The organism is Synechococcus sp. MIT S9451, from assembly GCF_047304725.1.
In the GTDB taxonomy this organism is placed as follows: Bacteria; Cyanobacteriota; Cyanobacteriia; order PCC-6307; family Cyanobiaceae; genus Synechococcus_C.
On sequence record NZ_CP138971.1, the window covers coordinates 2,159,926 to 2,174,630 of the forward strand.

The 14,705-nt window shown below is 57.2% G+C and carries 16 protein-coding genes and 1 pseudogene; 11 read left to right on the plus strand and 6 right to left on the minus strand.

The window, feature by feature from the left end; translation table 11 throughout:
* Positions 1 to 156: 156 nt before the first annotated feature.
* The 4 genes and pseudogenes from SIB72_RS11255 (at position 157) to SIB72_RS11270 (ending at position 6,127) form a co-directional block, all read left to right on the plus strand.
* Positions 157 to 1,134 (plus strand): ligase-associated DNA damage response exonuclease, encoded by a 978-nt coding sequence (locus SIB72_RS11255; RefSeq protein WP_413743915.1) that lies wholly within the window; start codon positions 157 to 159, stop codon positions 1,132 to 1,134.
* A 99-nt stretch (positions 1,135 to 1,233) separates the two neighbouring features.
* On the plus strand, positions 1,234 to 2,940 hold the full coding sequence (locus SIB72_RS11260; RefSeq protein ID WP_413743916.1) for an ATP-dependent DNA ligase: 1,707 nt from the start codon (positions 1,234 to 1,236) through the stop codon (positions 2,938 to 2,940).
* Positions 2,941 to 2,954: 14 nt separating this feature from the next.
* Positions 2,955 to 5,391 (plus strand): annotated as a pseudogene (locus SIB72_RS11265) (ligase-associated DNA damage response DEXH box helicase).
* A gap of 28 nt (positions 5,392 to 5,419) precedes the next feature.
* Positions 5,420 to 6,127 (plus strand): DUF1543 domain-containing protein, encoded by a 708-nt coding sequence (locus tag SIB72_RS11270; protein WP_413743917.1) that lies wholly within the window; start codon positions 5,420 to 5,422, stop codon positions 6,125 to 6,127.
* On the opposite strand, the gene SIB72_RS11275 is transcribed toward SIB72_RS11270, so the two are convergent.
* Complete coding sequence (locus SIB72_RS11275) at positions 6,112 to 6,810, minus strand: esterase/lipase family protein (RefSeq protein ID WP_413743918.1); 699 nt, start codon at positions 6,808 to 6,810, stop codon at positions 6,112 to 6,114. The genes SIB72_RS11270 and SIB72_RS11275 overlap by 16 nt on opposite strands.
* A 40-nt stretch (positions 6,811 to 6,850) precedes the next feature.
* On the opposite strand from SIB72_RS11275, the gene SIB72_RS11280 reads away from it, so the two are divergent.
* The 4 genes from SIB72_RS11280 to SIB72_RS11295 all read left to right on the plus strand — a co-directional run bounded on the left by SIB72_RS11280 (position 6,851) and on the right by SIB72_RS11295 (position 9,099).
* Positions 6,851 to 7,330 (plus strand): DUF427 domain-containing protein, encoded by a 480-nt coding sequence (locus tag SIB72_RS11280; protein WP_413743919.1) that lies wholly within the window; start codon positions 6,851 to 6,853, stop codon positions 7,328 to 7,330.
* Positions 7,331 to 7,407: 77 nt separating this feature from the next.
* On the plus strand, positions 7,408 to 7,875 hold the full coding sequence (locus SIB72_RS11285; protein WP_413743920.1) for an NUDIX hydrolase: 468 nt from the start codon (positions 7,408 to 7,410) through the stop codon (positions 7,873 to 7,875).
* A 203-nt stretch (positions 7,876 to 8,078) separates the two neighbouring features.
* Positions 8,079 to 8,876 carry an ABC transporter ATP-binding protein gene (locus tag SIB72_RS11290; protein ID WP_413743921.1) on the plus strand — a complete coding sequence of 266 codons (798 nt, stop codon included), beginning with the start codon at positions 8,079 to 8,081 and terminating at the stop codon, positions 8,874 to 8,876.
* A 25-nt stretch (positions 8,877 to 8,901) separates the two neighbouring features.
* Positions 8,902 to 9,099 carry a hypothetical protein gene (locus tag SIB72_RS11295; RefSeq protein ID WP_115121522.1) on the plus strand — a complete coding sequence of 66 codons (198 nt, stop codon included), beginning with the start codon at positions 8,902 to 8,904 and terminating at the stop codon, positions 9,097 to 9,099.
* Between the two features lie 36 nt (positions 9,100 to 9,135).
* Here SIB72_RS11295 and SIB72_RS11300 read toward each other — a convergent pair whose 3' ends face one another.
* Together SIB72_RS11300 and SIB72_RS11305 are read right to left on the minus strand one after the other, a co-directional pair.
* The gene (locus SIB72_RS11300) at positions 9,136 to 9,399 is read right to left on the minus strand and encodes a DUF6737 family protein (protein WP_413743922.1); all 264 of its coding nucleotides are present in this window, start codon (positions 9,397 to 9,399) and stop codon (positions 9,136 to 9,138) included.
* The gene (locus tag SIB72_RS11305; RefSeq protein WP_413743923.1) at positions 9,396 to 10,046 is read right to left on the minus strand and encodes a PCC domain-containing protein; all 651 of its coding nucleotides are present in this window, start codon (positions 10,044 to 10,046) and stop codon (positions 9,396 to 9,398) included. The genes SIB72_RS11300 and SIB72_RS11305 overlap by 4 nt, the downstream gene beginning before the upstream one ends.
* 99 nt (positions 10,047 to 10,145) lie before the next feature.
* On the opposite strand from SIB72_RS11305, the gene SIB72_RS11310 reads away from it, so the two are divergent.
* The gene (locus SIB72_RS11310) at positions 10,146 to 10,382 is read left to right on the plus strand and encodes a ribbon-helix-helix domain-containing protein (protein WP_413743924.1); all 237 of its coding nucleotides are present in this window, start codon (positions 10,146 to 10,148) and stop codon (positions 10,380 to 10,382) included.
* A gap of 34 nt (positions 10,383 to 10,416) precedes the next feature.
* On the opposite strand, the gene SIB72_RS11315 is transcribed toward SIB72_RS11310, so the two are convergent.
* Positions 10,417 to 11,487, minus strand: a complete 1,071-nt coding sequence (locus tag SIB72_RS11315) for a transporter substrate-binding domain-containing protein (protein ID WP_413743925.1) — start codon at positions 11,485 to 11,487, stop codon at positions 10,417 to 10,419.
* Between the two features lie 210 nt (positions 11,488 to 11,697).
* On the opposite strand from SIB72_RS11315, the gene pdeM reads away from it, so the two are divergent.
* Positions 11,698 to 12,387 carry a ligase-associated DNA damage response endonuclease PdeM gene (gene pdeM / locus SIB72_RS11320; RefSeq protein ID WP_413743926.1) on the plus strand — a complete coding sequence of 230 codons (690 nt, stop codon included), beginning with the start codon at positions 11,698 to 11,700 and terminating at the stop codon, positions 12,385 to 12,387.
* Entirely contained in the window at positions 12,384 to 13,907 is a 1,524-nt protein-coding gene (locus tag SIB72_RS11325) for a hypothetical protein (RefSeq protein WP_413743927.1), read from the plus strand. The genes pdeM and SIB72_RS11325 overlap by 4 nt, the downstream gene beginning before the upstream one ends.
* Before the next feature lie 7 nt (positions 13,908 to 13,914).
* Here SIB72_RS11325 and SIB72_RS11330 read toward each other — a convergent pair whose 3' ends face one another.
* Positions 13,915 to 14,232 (minus strand): hypothetical protein, encoded by a 318-nt coding sequence (locus SIB72_RS11330; protein WP_413743928.1) that lies wholly within the window; start codon positions 14,230 to 14,232, stop codon positions 13,915 to 13,917.
* Positions 14,232 to 14,702: a CBS domain-containing protein gene (locus tag SIB72_RS11335; RefSeq protein ID WP_115121516.1), complete on the minus strand. Its 471-nt coding sequence runs from the start codon at positions 14,700 to 14,702 to the stop codon at positions 14,232 to 14,234. The genes SIB72_RS11330 and SIB72_RS11335 overlap by 1 nt, the downstream gene beginning before the upstream one ends.
* Positions 14,703 to 14,705: the final 3 nt, after the last annotated feature.

Sequence of the window (14,705 nt, forward strand, 5' to 3'; positions counted from 1 at the left end):
GGCAGGACAGGGGCTGGGATGGCGCCGACGCGATCGACAACCGGGCATCCCAAGCGGTGAACGGCCTTGAATCGGAGCTCGCCAAAGCCGAGCAGACAGCACGCCAACCAAACGATCGGCTCTCAATCCCAGTGATCGCAAGGTCAGAATGTCTGCATGCCAGTCATGGAGCTCACCGATAGCGGTCTGTATTGCCGCAGGGCTGATGCCTGGATCGACCCGCACCGCCCCGTGCGTAGAGCTTTGATCACCCACGCGCATGCAGACCATGCCAAGGCGGGGTGTGAGGAGTACTGGGCCACCACAAATAGTGCTGGAATCCTGCGCCAACGTCTCGGGCAAAACATCAATCTCCAGACCCTGGCCTATGGGGAACAGCACCGCATCGGAGCGGCAACCCTGTCCTTTCACAGTGCTGGCCATGTTCTCGGCAGCGCTCAGATCCGTGTGGAGGTCGATGGAGAGGTGTGGGTGGTCACAGGCGATTACAAACGTTGTGCCGATCCAAGCTGCTCTGCCTTCGAACCTGTGAGCTGCGATGTGTTGATCACAGAAGCGACGTTCGCTCTACCGATCTATCGCTGGCTTGATGGCGCAGCGATAGCGCACGACATCTGCAACTGGTGGAAAAGCGACACAACGCGACCGTCTCTGCTGTTCTGTTATGCATTCGGCAAAGCCCAAAGAATCCTCGCAGAGCTCGCCGCAATTGGCCTTGATGATGAGGTCTTGCTGCACGGAGCCGTGGAGACCGTCACACGTCATTACCGCTCAGCGAAGGTCGCGATGTTGCCCAGTCGTCCAGTGAGTGAAGTCGCTAAGAACGAAAGCCTGGCTGGCCGACTCGTGCTGGCACCACCATCAGCCCACAGGTCGAGCTGGATGCGCCGATTTCAATCACCACAAACCGGCTTTGCCTCAGGCTGGATGGCTGTGCGCGGCGCGCGACGCCGACGGGGGTATGAACGTGGCTTTGTTCTCAGTGACCACGCCGATTGGCAAGGACTGATCCAAACCGTGAAGGAGAGCAAAGCGAAAAAGGTGTTTGTGACCCACGGCCAGAACGATGTGCTGGTGCGCTACCTCAAGGAAGTCGAAGGAATCGACGCCACTCCCCTCAGCGAACTCAGTTGATCTAACGTCAACCTCGGCTCGTCAATCCTGTGCTGGTCCTTGTTCTGCTCGGCCAACACCTGCAACACGTTGCCCTTGGCCTCAGCCTGACCCCGATCGGTGGAAACATTCGGTGAATTAATCGATTGCTTGGATGGCACCAGCAGCTCCTTGCGCAAAGTGGAGTTGCTCAAGAACTACCTCGTCGCCGTTGATCCCAAGGATGGATGCTGGGCCTTGGCACTGCTGCTCGGGGAACGCCGACGTCGGATGCTGACGGGGCGGCGATTACGCGAGATCCTGCAGGAGTCAGTCGCACTTCCAGAGTGGTTATTCAACGAATGCCACAGCCACGTCGGCGATTCAGCTGAAACGATCTGCCTGTTATGGCCACAGTTGAAGGATCAATGCCTCCAACGGCCTGAACTGAAGGATCCACAACTCCGCGACCTCCTCGCAGCAGTGGCGAACAAACCCACCTTGCACTGGTGGATGGAGACGTTATTGCCGTCCTTGGCGCGTTCCTCCCCAACCCAGCAACAAGAGGCCATGCTCTCGATTTGGGCGACGGTTCCGGAAGAGCATCATTGGCTCCTCAACAAACTGATCACCGGTGGGTTTCGCATTGGTGTGGCCCGCGGCCTCGTGGTGAAAGCCATTGCCGCTGCCTTCTCTCTACGCAACACCGATGTGCTGGAACGACTCATGGGAGAGGTTGAACCCAGTGCCGAGTGGTTTGATCAACTAACAGCACCGGCGAAGCAGACGCGACGCGATCGAGGGGCTGTGCCTTACCCCTTCTTTCTGGCTAGTCCGGTGCAACTAGAGAGAATGGTCTGCACACCAGCGGAAGACTGGTGGGTTGAATGGAAATGGGACGGGATCCGAGGGCAGCTGATCCATCGCAAAGAGGGCGTCTTTCTTTGGAGCCGCGGTGAGGAACTGGTGAATGTCAGCTTCCCTGAGCTGGTGACGATGGCCAAAGCATTACCGGTCAACACTGTGCTTGATGGTGAAGTGATCTGTTGGGGACGTGATCAATGCCGTCCCCTTCCTTTCAGCAACCTTCAACGCCGGATCGGCCGTAAGCATGTCGGGGCAAAGATTCGTCAGGAATGCCCGGTGCAGTTCATCGCCTATGACCTACTTGAGCAAGAGGGTAAGGACCTCCGAGCACATCCTCTTGTTCAGCGCCTCACTGCGCTTAATGCCCTGAACTCTGTTGCAGACATTGAGGAGAGCTGGCGTCTGCAACGCAGTGCTGGCCATCGCTTAGAGAGTTGGGACCACTTGGAGCAGCTGCGCACAATTGCAGGGGAAGGCGGTGCCGAAGGGTTGATGCTCAAACAACTGAGTTCGCCCTATCTGGCAGGACGTCAACGAGGTCACTGGTGGAAATACAAGCTTGACCCCATGCGGCTGGATGCCGTCTTGATCTACGCCCAGGCAGGCAGTGGTCGCCGCGCAAACCTTTTCACGGACTACACCTTCGCTCTTTGGGATTGCAGGGCGACGGATAACAACAAGCCCAAGTTGGTGACCTTCGCCAAGGCCTATTCCGGCCTTGGGGATGCTGAAATTCTGACGCTTGACCGCTGGATCAGGAGCCATACCCGCGAGCGGTTCGGACCGACAAGGGTCGTGGAACCAGAACTGGTCTTTGAACTCGGCTTCGAGGGGATTCAACCTTCCAAAAGACACAAGTGCGGACTAGCCGTGCGCTTCCCACGCATCCTGCGTTGGCGCCACGACCGCACGGCGCAAAGTGCCGATTGCTTAGAGAGTGCGGAGCAGTTGTTGAACAGCCCACGAGGTGAGAGACGTTGACCCCAGATACGTCGATTCTGGAGCCAATCCATGCTTGGTTCAGTCATAAGGGTTGGAGTCCTCAACAGTTTCAACGGGAGGCCTGGCAGTCCCATCTGGCTGGACACTCCGGCTTGATTCAGGTGCCAACAGGGTCGGGAAAGACCTACGCCGCAGTGATGGCGCCCATGGCGGAAATGCTCGCTGCAACATCAGCGAGAGAGGGTATTCAGCTCTTGTACATCACGCCATTGCGTGCCCTCAGCCGTGATCTGGCCAGCGCCCTAGAGGAACCAATCAAGACGATGAAGTGGCCATTGCGGGTCGGCATCCGCAATGGCGACACCAGCACAACTGAACGCAATCGACAAATCAAGACACCACCGCAGATCCTGATCACCACACCAGAATCGCTTTGCGTGCTGTTGGCGAGTCGGCATGCCAACAGCCTTTTCGCCGCTGTGACCACGGTGGTGCTGGACGAATGGCACGAGCTCATCGCCAGCAAACGTGGCACCCAAACGGAGCTGGCCCTGAGCTGGTTGAGGCAGCAGAACAGGAAGCTTCAGACCTGGGCCATCAGCGCGACGATCGGCAACCTGCAGACAGCCGCCCGCCATGCTCTCGGCCCAAACAATCAGCCCGTCCTGATCACGCGAGGACGACAACGCTGTTTTGAAGTAACCAGCGTCCTTCCAGACAGCATCGATGGTTTTCCTTGGGGAGGGCATCTCGGACTCCGTCGTTACGAAGACCTGGTGGGACAGCTGGTGCCAACGATCAGCACCCTGCTTTTCACGAATACCCGAAACCAGGCGGAACGCTGGTTTCAATGTCTTCGTTTCGCCTGCCCCGAGATGGAGGGGTTGCTTGCCCTGCACCACAGCGCCGTTGATCGACAGGAACGAGAAGCGATTGAAGCCGGCGTCAAAGCGGGAACACTGCTTTGGGTGGTCTGCACAAGTTCGCTCGATCTCGGCGTTGACTTTCAACCTGTGGAGAGGGTTGTGCAGATCGGTTCGCCCAAGAATCTGGCTCGCTTGCTGCAGCGGGCCGGTCGATCTGGCCATCGTCCAGGCGCCACCTCAAAGGTGCTCTTCATGCCAACCAATGCCCTGGAGCTGCTTGAACTGAGCGCCGTGAGGCGTGGGCTCTGCTCCGGCTTGGTTGAGGAGCGTCACCCCCCCGATCAACCCCTTGATGTGTTGCTGCAACATCTCACGACCCTGGGCTGCGGTCCAGGCTTCCACCCAGAGGAGACCCTGCATGCCATTCGGGGCACAGCCACTTACCGCCAGCTCAGTGATCAGGACTGGAACTGGTGTCTACGTTTTCTGCAGCACGGCGGAGAATGCCTTGGTGCTTATTCGCGCTACCGCAAGCTCGAGGTCGACGAACAAGGACGACTGGTGGTTAAGCAAAGTCCCATCGCACGCTTACACCGTCTCAACATTGGCACGATCACATCAGCACCATCGATACGAGTCCGCTTTGTCAGAGGTGCTGTTCTCGGGCATGTGGAAGAAACCTTTATCAGTCAACTGAAAGCGAAGGATGTTTTTTTTCTTCGCGGGCCGCCAACTGGAATTTGTGCGTCTGCGCGACATGACCGCATACGTGAAAGCAAGCACACGAAAAAGCACCACTGTTCCTGCCTGGGCCGGAGGTCAGATGGCCCTTTCTGATCTCCTCACCCACCAGCTTCGGGAAGAGGTTGCTAGGGCCGGTCGAGGGGAGTTGGACAATGCCGAATTACAAGCCTTAGAACCGTTGTTTGTAAGGCAGCAAGATCTCTCGATCCTTCCACAGGCGGATCAGCTGCTGCTGGAAACGTGTGAAACAAAGGAAGGTAGCCATCTCTACGTCTTTCCGTTTGAAGGCCGATTTGTGCACGAAGGACTGGGCTTCCTGTTTGCCACCCGATTGACACGGTTGCATCGAGGCACGGTCACCGTCTCGGTGAACGATTACGGCTTCGAGCTACTAGCTCCTCGCCACTATCCATTTGCTGAGCTGATCAACCATCACATGGAACATCTTTTGGATGTTGCATGCCTGGAGGAGGATCTGGAACAAGCCCTCAATCTCTCAGAACTGTGTAAGCGACGATTCCGCAGTATTGCCCAGGTGGCTGGGCTGCTGGTGCAGGGTTACCCGGGTAAGAGCAAAAGTACGGGTCAGCTCCAGATCAGCGGGTCTCTCCTGTTCGATGTCTTTAATCGACATGAGCCTTCAAGCTTGCTCTTACGCCAAGCCCGCGAGGAAGTGCTGAAGGAACAGTTGGAACTACCCCGCCTCAAGGCATCACTAGAACGGATGGTTCAAAGCGACATCATCCATCAACCAACACCGCGACCAGGGCCGCTGGCCTTCCCTCTTCTTGTTGAGAGACTGAACAACAGGATGAGTAATGAATCCATACTGGAACGGATTCAACGCATGCAGGCTGATGCCTTGAAGCGTGAGGGATAGGACCGTTCTGCATGTCTTGGCATGGTGAATGAGATCGAATGTTTCAGGGCTGCTTCTCCGTACCGACCTAGAAATGCTTCGGCAAGCCAAGCAGCACCAGGCCAATTCCCCAGAGAAAGCTACGGTCAGCATCCGTCTCTCCGCTGCAGCCATGTCGGTCGCTGATGCCATGAGAACGAAAACGGTTCTTTTTTTAGTCGTCCTCGGTGGCCGCACACGCCAGTCGCATGTTGAGCTTCATGACGTGCGTTGGGTGGCTGGCGAGAGGATCGACGACACCTTCTCAGAACTGAAGCTGCAATGGTTCGGCAGTCGTAGAGGCCTGCACATCGACAGCTACGTCGCCATGCATTGTGTTGATGGCTATGCGATTGAATTGAAGCGGGTGGGGCAACGCCAAAGCAAGCCGCCATTCAGTCCTGCTGGAGCCGTGAAACAGCGCCTCTGGTTCGTGAACATGGGCGCCTATGAAGCCCATTCGTTACAGGAGCTGCATCATTGCGGGTGTGTGGTGGCACCCACTGCTGAGGCAGCCAAATCCAGAGCTCGTCAACGTTGGCTGTGTGGTGCCTTGCAGCAGCACAAAGACGACTTGCATGCCATTGATCAGCTGGGGGGAGTCGACGACTGCCTACCCATCGACGACTTACAAGGTTGGCAGGTTCATCTGGTCCCCGCTCCGAATCAAACGTCCTGCAGCTTCCAACCCGACTGGGTCGGTTACAAACCGATCTGATTCGCCCACAAGCCAATCCGGTCATCCGATCCATACCAGCTCGAACCAAACAAACCGCCATGGGCCGTGTCAGCCAGCACCAAATGGCGTGCTCCTGTCAGCAGCGCTGACTCGACGGGCACCAGTCCATCACCGTCGACATCAACCGTTCCGGCAATGTTTCGGTAGCTACCAGAAGCACTGCGGCGGCTAAATCCACTCGCATTCGCGGAGGCAAGATCAAGGCAACCGGCGACAGCCAAATAATCAATGCCGTCGACGGCTACACCAGGGAAGCGACGATCAACCATGGCCCTAAGCGGGGTGGCGCGCCGGGCTTGATGAGGGCTACCAAGGGTGATCAGTCGATTGCAGACGTCCGAGCCCCGATAACAGCGACCAGCGAAGAGCTCGTTTGTGAGATAAAGCCTCAGCATCACGCCACCTGAGCTGTGGCCGATGAGTGTCACCTTCCCCGTTGGCGAATGACGCGCTAGGTGCGTCACAAGCTCATGCACCCTGTCCAGCAAACGCGTCCAGCCCAACGCCCAGGTGGTGAGCATCCAATCCAACCGGCTGGCTGGCACGACCTCCACCTCCGCACCCTGGTGACGTAGCCAAGAGGCGATACCGGCATAGGCCTCCGGAGTAATCAAGAAACCTCCAAGGATGACCACCGGTTGCAAGGGAGGAGATTTGGGCATCTCAGTGTTGACCATCCGTCGCCATCATCGGTGAACGCTGATGCAGCTGATCCCCTTGCAACATGTCCGCGACTATCCACGTCCTCCCAGAATTGAAGAGGCCACTGAACACGTTCTTGTAAAAATCGGCAATGACGTGTTGTTCGATGGCACTGGCTGTTTGAAGGTGTTGGAGACCTTTCACCCACCCACCTATTACCTTCCACCGGACCAGACGAAGAGGCAACTGTTGCGGCCAACCTCTGGTCACAGTTTCTGCGAATGGAAAGGTGTCGCCAGTTACTTCGACGTCTGCAGCCAAAGCCGAACAGTGCCCAGAGCTGTTTGGTGTTATCACCAACCGTCACCTCCCTTTGCGGCGATACGAGGTTGGTTCGCTCTCTACCCAGGCCTGATGGATGGGTGCTGGCTCAATGACGAAGCGGTGATACCGCAACCCGGAGGCTTCTATGGAGGCTGGATCAGCTCAGCCGTCATTGGCCCCTTCAAGGGTGATCCCAACCATCCCGAGTTGATCTGACCAACACTTCACTTTGAGCCAATGGACTAGGTGAATGATCTGAATCAAGCTGATGACAGCGACACAACCGCTCAACCATGACTCCTCGCACCGAGGTAGCCGTCGCCATGCTGCATCAGAACAACCGCTGGCTTCTGCAACTCCGAGATGACGTCGAAGGGATCATTGCCCCCGGATGTTGGGGTCTGTTCGGGGGTCATCTCGAAGCAGGCGAGTCTGCTGAAGTTGGATTGAGACGGGAATTGCTGGAAGAGATCAATCTGCGGGCCAGCCACTTGACGCCCTGGTTCACCCACCACAACAGGAAGCGACTGCTGCACGTTTTCGTGGGCCCACTGCCAGTGGCGGTTGAGTCACTGAATCTGATGGAAGGACAAGATCTAACCCTTGCGAGCATGGGCCAGATCCAGCGAGGAAGGATCTACAGCAGACAACTCAACGAAAATCGTGCGCTTGCAGGCTGCCTCAAGTTGGTGGTTCAACAGCTGCGCTCCAATCTCCCTTTTGACAGGCACCTGAACCCGATCAAAGAAGCTGGAGGATGACCACAAGAGCAAGACCCAGCAGCAACCACCACCACCAGCTGATCTGGATGCGTTGTTGAGAACCCCGAGGCCTAGAGCGAACCACAACAGAGCCCTGAGGCGCTCCACATCGGGCACAAACAAGGCGACCACCGAGAGAGCGATCCGCTCGCCATGATCTTGATCCACACTGCGAACAGACGGCCGACATCAACAACAACTCAGTGACAGAAAGCACTCACCCCTGGCTTGAGATGGAGGCCGTTGAAGCCTGGATCGAAACCAGATGTGTGTTCCACAATCTCACTCTCAGCCTTCGCACCGGTGAGCACACCGCGATTCTCGGACCGAATGGATCGGGGAAGAGTACGTTAGTACGACTGATTGACCGCAGTATTCATCCTGTGGTGAAACCAGGCTCTCACCTACGACTGCTCGGGTCTGACTTGCCCCTGCAGTGGGAGTTGCGGCGTCGGATTGGCCTGGTATCAACCGAACTGGAACAGCGTGTCCCCCGCCGCGTGCGTGTGATCGATCTGGTTCTTTCCGCCTTCTTTGGATCCGTTGGGCTACGTCAAGATCAAACACCGAGCAACAGCCAGCTGGATCGAGCTTTCCAGCTTTTAGAGCTCTTCGACATCGCCGAGCTTGCCCAGGAACGATGGACGTGTCTCTCCGATGGCCAGCGCCGTCGCGTGCTGATCGCGAGGGCTCTAGTCCACCAACCGGATGTGCTGGTGCTTGACGAGCCGACCAATGCTCTTGATCTCAGGGCAAAGCACAGCCTGCTCAACCAACTGCGTCAGCTCTGTCAATCACAAACCACTTTGGTGATGATCACCCATCAGGTGGAGGCGATCATCCCCGAGATCACGCGTGTGATCTGTCTCAAAGATGGGGCTGTGATGCAAGACGGCCCCAAGGATCACATCCTGAACGGCCAAGCGCTGACGACGTTGTTCGACACGTCGCTGCAGGTGATCGAAGCCGGTGGCTATCGCCAGGTCATGCCCCTGTCATAGCCTCTCGGGAACGTGGATCCGAGCCATGAACAGCAACGCCAGCATCGACGCCCTGGAGCTGATGCTCACCGATCTACGCACCCGCAACGAGCCGATCCGCCACAAAGCAGCATTCCGCGGATGCCAACCCGAATTTCAAACCCTCGTCAGCAGACTGATTGGTCAATTGGAAAACGAGCTGATGAGCGAAAAGCAGCGCTATCGGCTAGAGCAGCAGCCCTAACTAAGGGTCTGCTCAACCAACACCTCAGACCACGGTTTATGGGATGTTCCGGTCCAACTGGTCTTGCTCCGCCGCCAAGCGATAAGCACTCGGTGCAAGCACCAGAAACAACAGCCACCAAAGCAACACAGCCAACGAAACGGCAATGGTGAGCCAGAGAAAGTGAAAGAACCACCAACTGGCCAACGAAATACAAAGGCCTGTCAGCAGGATTGACCAGGGTTGACACCACCAGGGCTTGAGGGCCCAGAGGTCAGCAGTTTGATCAGATGAGGCCTGGGAAGAAGGAGGGTCCGTCAACGCAGTTGGTCCAGAGATCCATCCGCATGCAGCTGGGCAAGAGCGTCGTATCCGCCAATCACAGCGCCGTCGATGAACACCTGAGGGAACGTGGTCATTGCACTGCGTTGATGCAATGCGTTGTAGGTCTCATCACTGTCGACCGTGATCAACGCATGAGCAATGTCGAGACTGCGCAGAATGCGAATAGCACGTGTACACCAGGGGCAACCTGGAAGCACGGCCACCTCCACGCGGGGAGTAGCAAGGGGTGCAACAGGCTTCGGCTCAACCTCATTCGGTTGGTTGGGATCCAGAGTGGATGGAGTCTGGGGGAGAGGTTGATCGAGCAGACCCAAGAGAAGGTCAGCACCCTTGAGCACAAGCGTTCCCGGCTCGAGATGGCCACCCCACACCTGGCAAGCAGCATCCGAAAGGCTCAGGTGCAAATGAGCTCCCTCGGGTGAGAAATGGCCCTGAAGCGTGATGATTTCGAGGTCACCCTCAAGAACATTGGGCTCCGACTGGCCTGGGCATTGAAAAGCCGCTCTCGACAAGTTGCCGACCACACCAAGCACATAACCCGACACGTTGTGGCTGAGGGCCAGGGTTTCGAGGACATGACGCAGATCCTGGCCAGGGGCAAGCTTCATAGCCAGAGATCGCATCACAACTCCCGTTAAGTCCGGGACAGATTAACGCGTGCACCCTCAGCCGCCGGACGAACGACAGGGGCTACGATTTGGTTACTAATCCGTAACGCAAACGTGTCAATCCTCCAATCACTGCTGAAGGAGCTTCAGGAACGCCTCGAAGCAGAGACCCCATCACCTACCGCCGCAGACGTCGCCGAGGCAGCTGAGTCCGAACGTCTCAATGTGACATTGCCGGGAGGGGTGATGGGACAACTCAAGCAACATGCCCTTCGAGAAGGTCGCAGCTGCAGCAGCCTGGCCTCCTTTCTGATTGAGGATGGGCTCCGACGTCACCAAAGCCTTGTGTGAAACCGTCCCCTGCTCTGCAAAGCCCTAAAGGTTCTTACTTCAAGGCCTGACGGGTGATGTTTTTGATCCTGCCGTCGAGCTGCATATTGACCAACTGCACATCAATCGGTGTGCGCAATGGGCTGCCTACAGGCACTGAAAATCCGTAAGCCTGCTTGGCGACAGAGAACGGAGAGACTTTGAGCCCAGATCTCGGATTTTGACTGAGGTAGTACCGAAGCTGAACGGAATCGAACATCACGGCCTCCACCTGGTGGCTCTTGAGCAGTTTAACCGCCTCCGGAAGGGTCTCCGCCACTTCAGACCGAGCCCGGTAGAAGCTTGCGAGCGATTCGCCACTAGTGCCCTTGACCACTGCGACCGACATCTGGCTGAGGTCATCGAGAGACTCAATCCCTGATGGCGCCGTCCTTGAGAAGGACACGGTGAAGGCGGTCGCCAGGCCCGCGGTGATCGAGGAAAGGGCAACGAGGGAAAGAACCATCCAGGCACCGGCAATCGCTCTGCCGGTGCGGGACTGGGGGGCACGATCGCCGTAGCCAACAGTGGTCAGTGTGACCAACGCGAACCACATGCCATTGCCAACACCATGGGCGTAGGCGCGGGGGAATTGATCGCTGTTGCGGCGACGTTCAGCCAACCAGATCAGGTTGCCGACAACAAACAGCAGGAAGACCAAAATTCCAGCAGAGGAGAGTGCCGCCAGCCCAAAGAACGGTTGGAGGCGTCGGAACAGGCTCGGCGCAGTGATTGGCACCAACAAGCCTTCTTCGGCCAGAAAGTAGGGCTGGGTGAAATCAATCAGCGGATCAGCCAGTCGCTGAGGCGTAATGCTGATCGGACCGACAGCAAGGTCAAGATCGCCCTTCGCAAGGGCACGCAGGCTCGCATCGGTATTGGGCTGACCAACCCACTCGAATGGCTGATTCAAGCGAGTGGATACGTCCTGCCAGATTTCGACACTGATACCGCTGTAGACACTCCCCTCTCTCACGACAAAGGGAGCTGTGCCACTAATTCCAACCCGAAGCACCCTTGCAAAGGCATCGACAGGTGTGGTGGCCAGAAGGATGACCGCGAGCAGCAGAAGACGCAGATGCTGCATGACAACTTCAACCCTGATCGAGACGTCGCACAATCAGGCCCATCGCCACAAGCGAACCAGCCAGAGCAAGAAGCAATGCCAGGGTCATGCGGAAATCACAGCAATTACATGGACGCACATTGGCATTTCTTCAAGGAATGTGCTGGCCAATACAGGTGTTATTCGCCAAGATGCTCAAATGCACTGCGGATCTGACATCAGGCTCGACCCATGCCGGGGATAAGTCACACCTGGCAATGGCAACGTGAGGAGCTGGTTTTTCTGGCCGATCGTGCTCTGTGGAGACCCAAGGCCAGCCAGTTGTTCGTCGCTGATTTGCATCTCGGCAAGGCCGAACTGTTTCAACGCCATGGCATCCCGATCCCTAGCGATGGCGATCAAGGCACCCTCAACCCCTTAATCGAGCTCTGCCAACGCTTCAGCCCTCAACTGCTAATCGTGCTTGGGGATCTGATCCATGGCGAACTCGGGCTCACAGAGAGGTTGCGCCAAATCTTGCGCTCGCTTCCAGATCTCTGTGGCTGCCCTGTGAGGTTGATCGGAGGCAACCACGACCGCTCCAGCCGGATCGAGGGCCTGCCTCAACAGCCCAGTTATCGATGCGGAGACCTCTGGTTAAGTCATGAACCGGAAACACCGCCTGAGCAGCAGGATCAGCTGCTCAATGTCTGCGGTCATGTTCATCCAGTTGCCGGCATTGGCAACGGTTGCGACAGGCTCAGGCTTCCCTGCTTTGCCTACAACCCTTCTCAACAGCGTCTGCTGATTCCGGCCTTTGGACAATTGACGGGTGGTCATCACTGCGACGAGGGATATCGCAAATGGCTCGTGGCGGACCATGCCATCGTTCCTTGGTTCGAACCCCATCCCAACCGGGATGAAGCGAGGGTGGCCAGGTGACCAGCACTCTCTCCAAATCGGCCCAGGCCAGAGCACGAAAGCCTCAGCCTGAATCGCCACAACGCCTTCCAAAGACCAAGAGCCGGCGGCAAGCACGCCGCAGGAGGCGTCCATGGCTACTGCGCAAACGGCTCTGGATTGTGGGCTTACCCCTGATCACGTTTGCCACGCTCATTGCCCTAGCACCCGACACTCCTGGCCCAGGGGAGCGGGGCACCAGCGCAAGTTTCGACAATCTGGGCGAGGCCGGAGGTGCGTTTCGCTACGTGCCTGATGATGAGGTTTACGCCCTTGATTTCGATCCCCGCAAAGTGAGGATCGGACTGCTGGAGGGATGGGACCGTGAACAGGATGCCTTCCAGGACACCGCTGCTCTGGCCTACGTCACCGGGCCGATGTACGAGCGTCACCTCGAAGCAGGGGGCCAGGAGATCACCGTGCCCTTGGGAGACCTCAAGTTCGGTCAAAAGGTCTGGAAGGGGCGTAACCGCACCGCTGCGCGTCAACGCGCTTCGATCGGCATCCGCAAAGACGGAGGAGTCGATTTCAGTTATGGCGAACTGACAGCGGAGAAATCCGCGCTCTACGACACATTCATCGGGGGTCTTCACAGCGTTTACAACGACTTGGAAGAGCCGCCTGCGGCTTACACAGGTGCTTACAGCATCAGCATGGGCCAACGGATCCGCTACTACCTGCCAAGGATCCGGATGGTGTTCGGGCTCCGTCAGGACGGCCGACTTGAGATGTTGATGAGCAAAGACGGCCTCACACTCGAGCAAACACGAGACCTGGCAAGACGTCGCGGGCTAGTGAGCGCCTATCTACCCGATCACGCCTCCAAGAGCCGACTGATTATTCCTGGGGTCAAAGGTTTTACAGAAGAGGACGCCAATTGGATCAGTGGCGGCGCGACCAGTTTCGTGCACGTTCCATACCTGCTGCGTTTGAGTCAACGTCGCGCCCCCTTACGCGGTGACCTGATGGACAACATCGGGCTGAAAATCAGGATGAATCAACGCTGTTCCAATCCCTTGGACTGCAGTCAGTGGTTTGCAGGACGGCTCTTAGACCGCTCTCTCGCAGGACTGAACCGGGTGATGGAACAAGGCGTAGAACCGGTTGCACGCATGATCTGGCCGCCAAGATCGGGGCCTGTTCAACGACCGGATCGCCAAGCAGAGCAAACATTGGAGATCCCCTCTGATCGCTCCCCTCTGCCTGAGCCACCGATTACCGCAGATCCTCTGGTCTTGAGAGAGAGTCTCAGCCCCGCCCCCAACCCCATTCGCGGAGATTCTGCCGAACAGCAACTTTCTCCTGCTGAACCGACTCTCCGCCCGAACCTGCCACCTGACTTGCCACCCCCGCTTGTCATGCCTGACCCCGTGGCCATCCCCCAACCCAGTGAGACCGAAGGCAGGGGAGAGAGAGCTGAAAACGATTTTTCCGCTGATCAACAGCCGGAACAATTCCATGACGCACCGCCGCCGCCACTGCTGCCTCCACCAATGCCCTGAGGACATTTCAGGGGTTAAAAATTCCATTGCAGTCATCCTGAGGAGGACGGCGGAAGCAACCTCCATCAGGTGACCAGTAACCCAAAGCAGGAAGGCTGAGCCGTTGCCGACGAGCCTCTGCATCAACCGCCTCCACACCGATGGCAGTGATCAGCACAAGCCCTTCCTGATCAACAAGATCAAGGAAATCACTTTCTTCCATTTCATCGACAGGACGCCGTGAAGCCTGCGGCTGTGCCGGCTGGAGAGGGAGTCCAAGTGTCGTCCCCAGCGCCAGGAGAAACAGAGCAGCAGGACGGATCGCGTTGATCAAAGCGTTCCGCATCAACCACCCTGATCAGCGAGAGCTCTCACCACATCCCCTCGGGTAATAACGCCGACAGGTTGCTTGCTTTCATTCACAACATAAAGACGTTGGGTACTGCGCTCATGCAGCAGAGCAGCTGCCTTCGGCAAAGGCAGTGTTTCGGCACAGGAGTGCGTGTCATCAACCATCAGATCCTGCACCGCGTTACCGAGTACCTGGTGGACCTGTTTGTCCCAGTTCAGTGGATTGCGCAGATAAATCACGCTGTCCAGAAGCATGACGTAAGGACCGGCATCCACACCGCTCTCTCGCACCATCAGATTCTGCTCGGTCAATTCACCGATCAGTTCACGCTTGCCGTTGACCACTGCAAGCCCACTGATGTGATGCTGACTGAGCAATCTCACAGCTTCCTGAAGCTCGGTTTCAGGCGTGACGGTCAAGACCGGAGAGGTCATCACATCACGGACCGTCTGCTGAAGCACCATGGA

Excerpts from the sequence above, each read along its gene's own strand:
- SIB72_RS11255 (WP_413743915.1), top strand. The coding sequence starts at position 157 with ATGCCAGTCATGGAGCTCACCGATAGCGGTCTGTATTGCCGCAGGGCT.
- SIB72_RS11270 (WP_413743917.1), top strand. The coding sequence starts at position 5,420 with ATGAGATCGAATGTTTCAGGGCTGCTTCTCCGTACCGACCTAGAAATG.
- SIB72_RS11275 (WP_413743918.1), bottom strand. The coding sequence starts at position 6,810 with ATGCCCAAATCTCCTCCCTTGCAACCGGTGGTCATCCTTGGAGGTTTC.
- SIB72_RS11280 (WP_413743919.1), top strand. The coding sequence starts at position 6,851 with ATGCAGCTGATCCCCTTGCAACATGTCCGCGACTATCCACGTCCTCCC.
- SIB72_RS11285 (WP_413743920.1), top strand. The coding sequence starts at position 7,408 with ATGACTCCTCGCACCGAGGTAGCCGTCGCCATGCTGCATCAGAACAAC.
- SIB72_RS11295 (WP_115121522.1), top strand. The coding sequence starts at position 8,902 with ATGAACAGCAACGCCAGCATCGACGCCCTGGAGCTGATGCTCACCGAT.
- SIB72_RS11305 (WP_413743923.1), bottom strand. The coding sequence starts at position 10,046 with ATGCGATCTCTGGCTATGAAGCTTGCCCCTGGCCAGGATCTGCGTCAT.
- SIB72_RS11315 (WP_413743925.1), bottom strand. The coding sequence starts at position 11,487 with ATGCAGCATCTGCGTCTTCTGCTGCTCGCGGTCATCCTTCTGGCCACC.
- pdeM (WP_413743926.1), top strand. The coding sequence starts at position 11,698 with ATGCCGGGGATAAGTCACACCTGGCAATGGCAACGTGAGGAGCTGGTT.
- SIB72_RS11330 (WP_413743928.1), bottom strand. The coding sequence starts at position 14,232 with ATGCGGAACGCTTTGATCAACGCGATCCGTCCTGCTGCTCTGTTTCTC.
- SIB72_RS11335 (WP_115121516.1), bottom strand. The coding sequence starts at position 14,702 with ATGGTGCTTCAGCAGACGGTCCGTGATGTGATGACCTCTCCGGTCTTG.